General features: G+C 43.9%; 6 protein-coding genes and 5 tRNA genes. 8 read left to right on the top strand and 3 right to left on the bottom strand.

The window, feature by feature from the left end; translation table 11 throughout:
- Nucleotides 1–8 precede the first annotated feature (8 nt).
- Nucleotides 9–85 (top strand) — tRNA-Asp (locus QQ041_RS00355).
- Between the two features lie 332 nt (nucleotides 86–417).
- On the opposite strand, the gene pssA is transcribed toward QQ041_RS00355, so the two are convergent.
- Together pssA and QQ041_RS00345 are read right to left on the bottom strand one after the other, a co-directional pair.
- Nucleotides 418–1,758, bottom strand: a complete 1,341-nt coding sequence (pssA, locus tag QQ041_RS00350; protein WP_146492021.1) for a CDP-diacylglycerol--serine O-phosphatidyltransferase — start codon at nucleotides 1,756–1,758, stop codon at nucleotides 418–420.
- Nucleotides 1,759–1,849: 91 nt separating this feature from the next.
- Nucleotides 1,850–2,281, bottom strand: coding sequence for a GNAT family N-acetyltransferase (locus QQ041_RS00345; RefSeq protein ID WP_060983728.1), 432 nt, complete (start codon nucleotides 2,279–2,281; stop codon nucleotides 1,850–1,852).
- A 66-nt stretch (nucleotides 2,282–2,347) separates the two neighbouring features.
- Here QQ041_RS00345 and murB point away from each other — a divergent pair, with 66 nt between their 5' ends.
- Both murB and birA read left to right on the top strand, forming a co-directional pair.
- Nucleotides 2,348–3,394, top strand: coding sequence for a UDP-N-acetylmuramate dehydrogenase (gene murB, locus QQ041_RS00340; protein WP_285952837.1), 1,047 nt, complete (start codon nucleotides 2,348–2,350; stop codon nucleotides 3,392–3,394).
- A complete protein-coding gene (gene birA, locus QQ041_RS00335; RefSeq protein ID WP_285952836.1) occupies nucleotides 3,391–4,356 on the top strand; it encodes a bifunctional biotin--[acetyl-CoA-carboxylase] ligase/biotin operon repressor BirA in 966 nt (321 codons plus the stop codon). Before murB ends, birA begins: the two co-directional genes overlap by 4 nt.
- Nucleotides 4,357–4,363: 7 nt before the next feature.
- On the opposite strand, the gene coaA is transcribed toward birA, so the two are convergent.
- On the bottom strand, nucleotides 4,364–5,287 hold the full coding sequence (coaA, locus tag QQ041_RS00330) for a type I pantothenate kinase (protein ID WP_017066910.1): 924 nt from the start codon (nucleotides 5,285–5,287) through the stop codon (nucleotides 4,364–4,366).
- 210 nt (nucleotides 5,288–5,497) lie between these two features.
- Here coaA and QQ041_RS00325 point away from each other — a divergent pair.
- The 5 genes from QQ041_RS00325 to QQ041_RS00305 all read left to right on the top strand — a co-directional run.
- A tRNA-Thr gene (locus QQ041_RS00325) sits at nucleotides 5,498–5,573 on the top strand.
- 44 nt (nucleotides 5,574–5,617) lie between these two features.
- Nucleotides 5,618–5,702, top strand: a tRNA-Tyr gene (locus QQ041_RS00320).
- 39 nt (nucleotides 5,703–5,741) lie between these two features.
- Nucleotides 5,742–5,816, top strand: a tRNA-Gly gene (locus QQ041_RS00315).
- A gap of 13 nt (nucleotides 5,817–5,829) precedes the next feature.
- Nucleotides 5,830–5,905: transfer RNA gene (locus QQ041_RS00310), tRNA-Thr, on the top strand.
- A 41-nt stretch (nucleotides 5,906–5,946) separates the two neighbouring features.
- A partial coding sequence (locus QQ041_RS00305; RefSeq protein ID WP_228010405.1) for a GTP-binding protein occupies nucleotides 5,947–6,099 on the top strand: 153 nt, incomplete at its 3' end.

Raw genomic sequence — 6,099 nt, 5'->3', positions numbered from 1 at the left:
TCCACTGCGGAGTGGTAGTTCAGTTGGTTAGAATACCGGCCTGTCACGCCGGGGGTCGCGGGTTCGAGTCCCGTCCACTCCGCCACTTATTGGAAAAGCCCTGCTAGCAATAGCAGGGCTTTTTTACATTTGAAGAAAAGTGTTTTTCTCCAGCAGAATGGGCTCCGTTAAGGTTTTGTCCCCAGTGGGTAAATCTGCATTAAGTACCCTCGCTATTTCGGCATATATTAGAAAGCCTAGTCTGACGACTAGGCTTCGTCGCTTTTGGTGTATGAGCTTCGGATTTTTGCTACACACCTCATCGCTACCTATTGAGGCGTCTCTCTAGATATCGACAGGAGCTGCTAGGCTATCTTGTAGATACAAAAACGCCTAGCGTTTGCTAGGCGTTGATAAATAGTGTTTCTAGTACATCGACTACAGTATTTGTTTAAGCACTCTGTCGGCTTTTACACGAGTGATCTTACGAATCAACTTCTGAACTTCCATCGGGTAGCTCTCTATCTTATCTAACTGCTTATAAGTACAGATAAGCTGAGTGTGTTGAAGGATATTATCCACTTCAGCCTGGAACTTGTCTGTTAGGTGGTGGTAGTTATCTTGGATAAAGATACCGTTCTCTAGGTCCAGCTTCCATGCGCGAGGGTTTAGGTTATTACCTGTTAGTAGCATGTAGCGCTTATCGACCCAAATGCCCTTTAGGTGGAAGCTATTGGAATCGTGTTGCCAAAGTCGAATTGATAGATTGCGGCTAGCAATATGAGCTTCATTGGCCTTAGCGAAACGACGTAAGTTCAATTCGTAAAGGTATGGTAAACCACCAATCGTTTTAAACTCTTCTTCTGGTGAGATAAAGAAATCATTTGCTGTCTTATCGCCAACAACAATGCTGACCTTTACGCCACGCTTAAGCGCTTTCTTCACTTCTTTAGCTAGACTAGGTGGGAAGTTGAAGTAAGGTGTGCAGATAAAGATTTCATCTTTAGCTTGAGCTACGAGTTGATTGATTCCCTGATTTAGACGGTTACGTCTCTTACCGATACCAACCAATGGTGTTACAGCAACTTGATCTGCTGAAACCTCTTGACCATCAAACTGATACTGAGATCTTGCCAACGATGCACGAAATTGACGAATCGCTGGTTTCAGTTCTTTGGTTACCGGCTTATTCTTATCAGCCAAGTCATAAACAGCGCTGTCCGCAACCATCTGTTCGTGTACGTAGGTAAACATCGAGTCCGCAAGCGCTGCGTTGTTTAAAACGTGGTAACGATCAAAGCGATAGCGGTCATGGTAATTCAGGTAGATATTGTTAAGGCTTGCACCGCTGTATATCACGCTATCATCGACGATAAAGCCTTTTAAGTGCAATACGCCAAAGACTTCTTTGCCGCGAACTGGAATGCCATAGACAGGTACAGAGTGCTGATATTTTTCTGCAAACTCTTTATACATGGCAGCATTGCCTTCAGAAGACTCTGCACCAATCAATCCGCGCTGCGCTCGGTGCCAATCGACACAAACGCTTACGTCTAATTCTGGATTCTTTTGCTTTGCTTCATATAAGGCAGTTAGGATCTCACGGCCAGCCTCATCATCTTCAAGATACAAAGCGACTAAACTAATACGAGTCGTTGCGCGAGATATCTCATCAAGTAGGCGAATTCGAAACTCTTGCGCTGATAGTAGTACTTCAAACTTGTCAGGATTCTGCGCTATGGTTGGCAACTGTATGAATGGATTCCTACTGGCAATCATATTGACTGTTTTACCTTAAAAATATGCAAAATTGCGAACCTTTAATTTTACCAAAGGGATAGCACCAAATACTAGATAATCGAGGCATTCTCTAACAATTTTGCTGATAATGCATAGGAATGAGATCTTTTCCGCTATTCGAATAGCGCTCGTATAAAACTCTTAATCCATTTGGCAGATCTTTAGGGTCTACTCGTACGAATTCATGTCGCGCGTAAAAATTGGTGAGATGAGCGTAAGCAAAGCAGTAATCGTCTTCCGTAAGCGTATGTTGCGCACAATAATCCATAAGCTGCGAGCCTAATTGTTTGCCGCGATGTTGTTTTGATATAGCCATACCGGTAAGTAAGCGATTATTTTCTATTGTACGAAAACGCACGACTCCGCACAGCTCGTTATCCAGTAATAAAGAATAGATCAGTTCACTTTTATTCGCTTTTCCCGTTGGGTAATGTTCTTTATAGAAACGTTTAACTAGGGGAACCTTTACTGGGTCTAATTGAGTAATGATGACATTGTTCATTCAGTCACTGCGCCATTGGTTTATCTGCTGTAGAATGACCGCAGTGTAAGTTAATTGAATATCGCCATGCAATTCCATCTCAATGCTAGTTTAAAAAATGTTCATACTTTTTCCATCGATCAGACGTGTGATGCGTTGGTTGAAGTAACCACTACCGAAGAACTGATTTCGCTTTACAAAGACCCTAAATGGTCAGCTTTACCTAAGTTGATACTGGGTAAGGGCAGTAATATGCTTTTTACTGAGCACTTCGCAGGCCTGGTCATTGTGAATAAATTAGCCGGGATTGAGTTGTCCGAGACTGACAGTCACCACCTACTGCATGTAAGTGGTGGGGAGGATTGGCCAAGCTTAGTTGAGTGGAGTGTGGATAAAGGGCTTGGTGGGCTAGAAAATCTAGCAATGATACCCGGCTGTTCAGGCTCTGCTCCGATTCAGAATATTGGTGCGTATGGTGTTGAGCTGCAAGACGTATGCGGGTATGTCGATACCCTGTGCCTGGATACTTATACAGTTAAGCGATTAAGCAACGAAGAGTGTCTCTTTGGTTACCGAGATTCTATTTTCAAACATGCTCTCTACGGTAAAGCGATTGTTGTTGCGATTGGTTTAACGTTGCCTAAAGAGTGGGAGCCATGTAATCACTATGGTCCGTTGAAAAGCCTAGCAGCCGATAGTCTCTCTCCTCGCACTATATTTGATGAAGTGTGTGCTATCCGTTCAAGTAAGCTGCCAGACCCTAGAGTACAAGGGAATGCAGGCAGCTTCTTCAAAAACCCTGTGATCACCAAAGATCATTTTGATCGCCTGTTAGCTCTATACCCAAACATTGTCGGTTATGAGAGTAATGATATGATCAAAGTCGCTGCTGGTTGGCTGATTGATCAATGCCAGTTCAAGGGCGTGATAGAAGGTGGTGCTCAGGTTCACCCCAATCAAGCATTGGTTATCATCAATTATGATGAGGCTTCTGCTGTGGATATCCTTAAGCTTGCAGAGCGAGTGCGTCAGTCCGTCTTGAATAAATTCGATATTCGATTGGAACATGAAGTACGTTTTATGGGGCGAGACCGCGAGACAAACCTAGATAAGGCTTTGGAGTCCCTGACATGAGAGAACACAGTACCAAGCTAGCGCTATTGAGATGTCTTGCTGACGGTGAGTTTCATTCAGGTGAAGACCTAGGTGAAATGATAGGTGTATCACGAGCGGCTATCAGCAAGCACATTAAAGGTATTCAAGAGTGGGGTTTAGATATCTACCGAGTACAAGGCAAGGGCTACAAGCTAGCAAGCTGTTTAGATATGCTTGACCAAGAAAAATTGTCTGCAGTTAGTCGCGATGCTTCTCTTGAGCTCATTCCAATCATAGGTTCTACAAACCAGCATCTATTAGAGCGAACTAACACCCTCGAATCGGGTTCTGTTTGTATTGCTGAATATCAAGCTGCAGGACGTGGGCGCCGTGGACGAGAGTGGGTATCGCCATTCGGTGCAAACCTCTATCTTTCAATGTATTGGAGACTCGACGCAGGGATGGCTGCCGCAATGGGCTTAAGCCTTGTGGTTGGTGTCGCTGTTGTTGAAGCTTTGGAAGAGATGGGTGTAGAAGGTGTAAAGCTCAAATGGCCGAACGACCTTTACCACAATGACAAGAAGCTTGCAGGTATCTTGGTAGAGCTGTCAGGACAGTCCGGTGGCGCTGCTCATATTGTTATTGGTTTAGGGCTAAACCTATCCATGGATCCTACGACATCAGGTATTGGACAGCCATGGACTTCTCTTAAAGAGGTGTGTGATGGTAAGGTGCCAGACCGAAATCAGTTAGCGCAGGCTCTGATCAATGCCTGGGATAAATCTCTTGTTGATTATGAGCTGAAAGGGATGTCCAATTTTGTAGAGCGTTGGAACCGCTTGGATAATTTCTTAGGCCGCAATGTTAGGTTGCTCATTGGACCTAGAGAAATTGAAGGTGTTGTTCAAGGTATCGATGAACAAGGTGCTGTATTACTCAAAACTGAGAATGGTGTTGAGAGCTATATTGGCGGAGAGATATCGCTAAGAAAAGGCGATTAAGGCGTTACTACTTTCTTAGTAACACTTCTTCAACCATATGATCTGCGCCTTTACGTAGAATCAGGTGAGCCCTTTCTCTTGTCGGAAGGATATTTTGTTCAAGGTTCAAGCCATTAATTGAACTCCAGATACCTTCCGCTTTATCCAATGCGGCTTGGTTTGATAACTTAGTGTAATGACTAAAGTAAGAGCCAGGCTTAGTAAACGCACCATCGCGGAATTTCATAAAACGATTGACGTACCACTCTTTGATTTGTTGGCTATCCGCATCAACATAGAGTGAGAAATCAAGGAAGTCTGAAATAAACACGCGATGTGGCTCGTGTGGATAATTCATTCCGGTTTGTAAAACATTAAGCCCTTCAATAATAAGCACATCTGGTAGGTCGACGCACTTAACGTCATCAGTAATATTGTACGTAAGATGCGAGTAAACAGGGGCTGTGACATTTCTCTTGCATGCCTTTACATCCGAAACAAAGTTCACTAAACGCTTGATATCGTAAGACTCCGGAAAGCCCTTTTTGCTCATCAACCCTTTCTCTTCTAGCACCTCGTTTGGATATAAAAAGCCATCGGTTGTCACTAGTTCAACTTTTGGGTGGTTTTCCCAGCGAGAGAGTAGGGCTTTAAGCAGACGCGCAGTGGTACTTTTGCCAACGGCTACGCTACCCGCAATACCGATGATAAAAGGTGGCGCTTTCTCTTTTTTATCTAGAAATTGGTGGAGTACCGAGTTTCTATTCTGTCTGGCTGCCACATAGAGGTTCAATAGACGAGATAGTGGTAGATAGATCTCTACTGCCTCTTCCATTGTGAGCTTTTCATTGATGCCTTGAAGCTCTTTTAAGTCGCTCTCAGAAAGTGTCATCGGAACTAAATTCCTTAGCTCAGACCAACGTTCGCGGTCAAATGACATAAATGGGCTCATACAAAACTCTATAGTGGATAACAAAACAAGTACATGGAAAATACATCAAGCGATAGATAAATAAAATATCTTCCTGTACTAGATGCGGGTTAAAGACGTAAACCTTGAGCTAAATAGCCGTATGTAGGAGTTTGCTCAGAGAATTTTGCACTTTTTTTCAATTTGCTATTGCAAGGTGGAAAATCATTCAATAAAATGCGCCCCACTTGTGCCGACTTAGCTCAGTAGGTAGAGCAACTGACTTGTAATCAGTAGGTCACCAGTTCGATTCCGGTAGTCGGCACCACTTTCTCCCTTCCTTTAAGGCAAGCGAGAGAAAGCTCAAAATTTGGAGAGGTTCCCGAGTGGCCAAAGGGAGCAGACTGTAAATCTGTTGGCACTGCCTTCGATGGTTCGAATCCGTCCCTCTCCACCATATTCTAAAGGTTAAATAGCTCAAACAGAGTTACGTGTTGCGTGCATCGTATAATGGCTATTACCTCAGCCTTCCAAGCTGATGATGCGGGTTCGATTCCCGCTGCACGCTCCAACTCATTTTGTGTGCTGATATAGCTCAGTCGGTAGAGCGCACCCTTGGTAAGGGTGAGGTCCCCAGTTCGACTCTGGGTATTAGCACCAGTCTAAAGCTTCTTCTCCTTTAATAAAGAAAACCATTTTTTTTGGTTGCGTGGTCTTATTTTAAGCCACCTAATCCGTACCTAGAGGGACACCCCATGTCTAAAGAAAAATTTGAACGTACGAAACCGCACGTAAACGTTGGTACTATCGGCCACGTTGACCACGGTAAAACAACTCTAACTGCTGCTATCTGT

Origin of the sequence: Vibrio sp. TMPB1044, assembly GCF_030442075.1 — a bacterium.
Classification (GTDB): domain Bacteria; phylum Pseudomonadota; class Gammaproteobacteria; order Enterobacterales; family Vibrionaceae; genus Vibrio; species Vibrio satsumensis.
The sequence above is the reverse complement of the archived record's forward strand: the minus strand, read 5'-3'. Positions and strand labels throughout refer to the sequence as shown.

What these genes read in the sequence shown, in the direction of transcription:
- coaA (WP_017066910.1), bottom strand. Translation starts at nt 5,287, where the DNA reads ATGAGCCCATTTATGTCATTTGACCGCGAACGTTGGTCTGAGCTAAGG.
- pssA (WP_146492021.1), bottom strand. Translation starts at nt 1,758, where the DNA reads ATGATTGCCAGTAGGAATCCATTCATACAGTTGCCAACCATAGCGCAG.
- murB (WP_285952837.1), top strand. Translation starts at nt 2,348, where the DNA reads ATGCAATTCCATCTCAATGCTAGTTTAAAAAATGTTCATACTTTTTCC.
- birA (WP_285952836.1), top strand. Translation starts at nt 3,391, where the DNA reads ATGAGAGAACACAGTACCAAGCTAGCGCTATTGAGATGTCTTGCTGAC.
- QQ041_RS00345 (WP_060983728.1), bottom strand. Translation starts at nt 2,281, where the DNA reads ATGAACAATGTCATCATTACTCAATTAGACCCAGTAAAGGTTCCCCTA.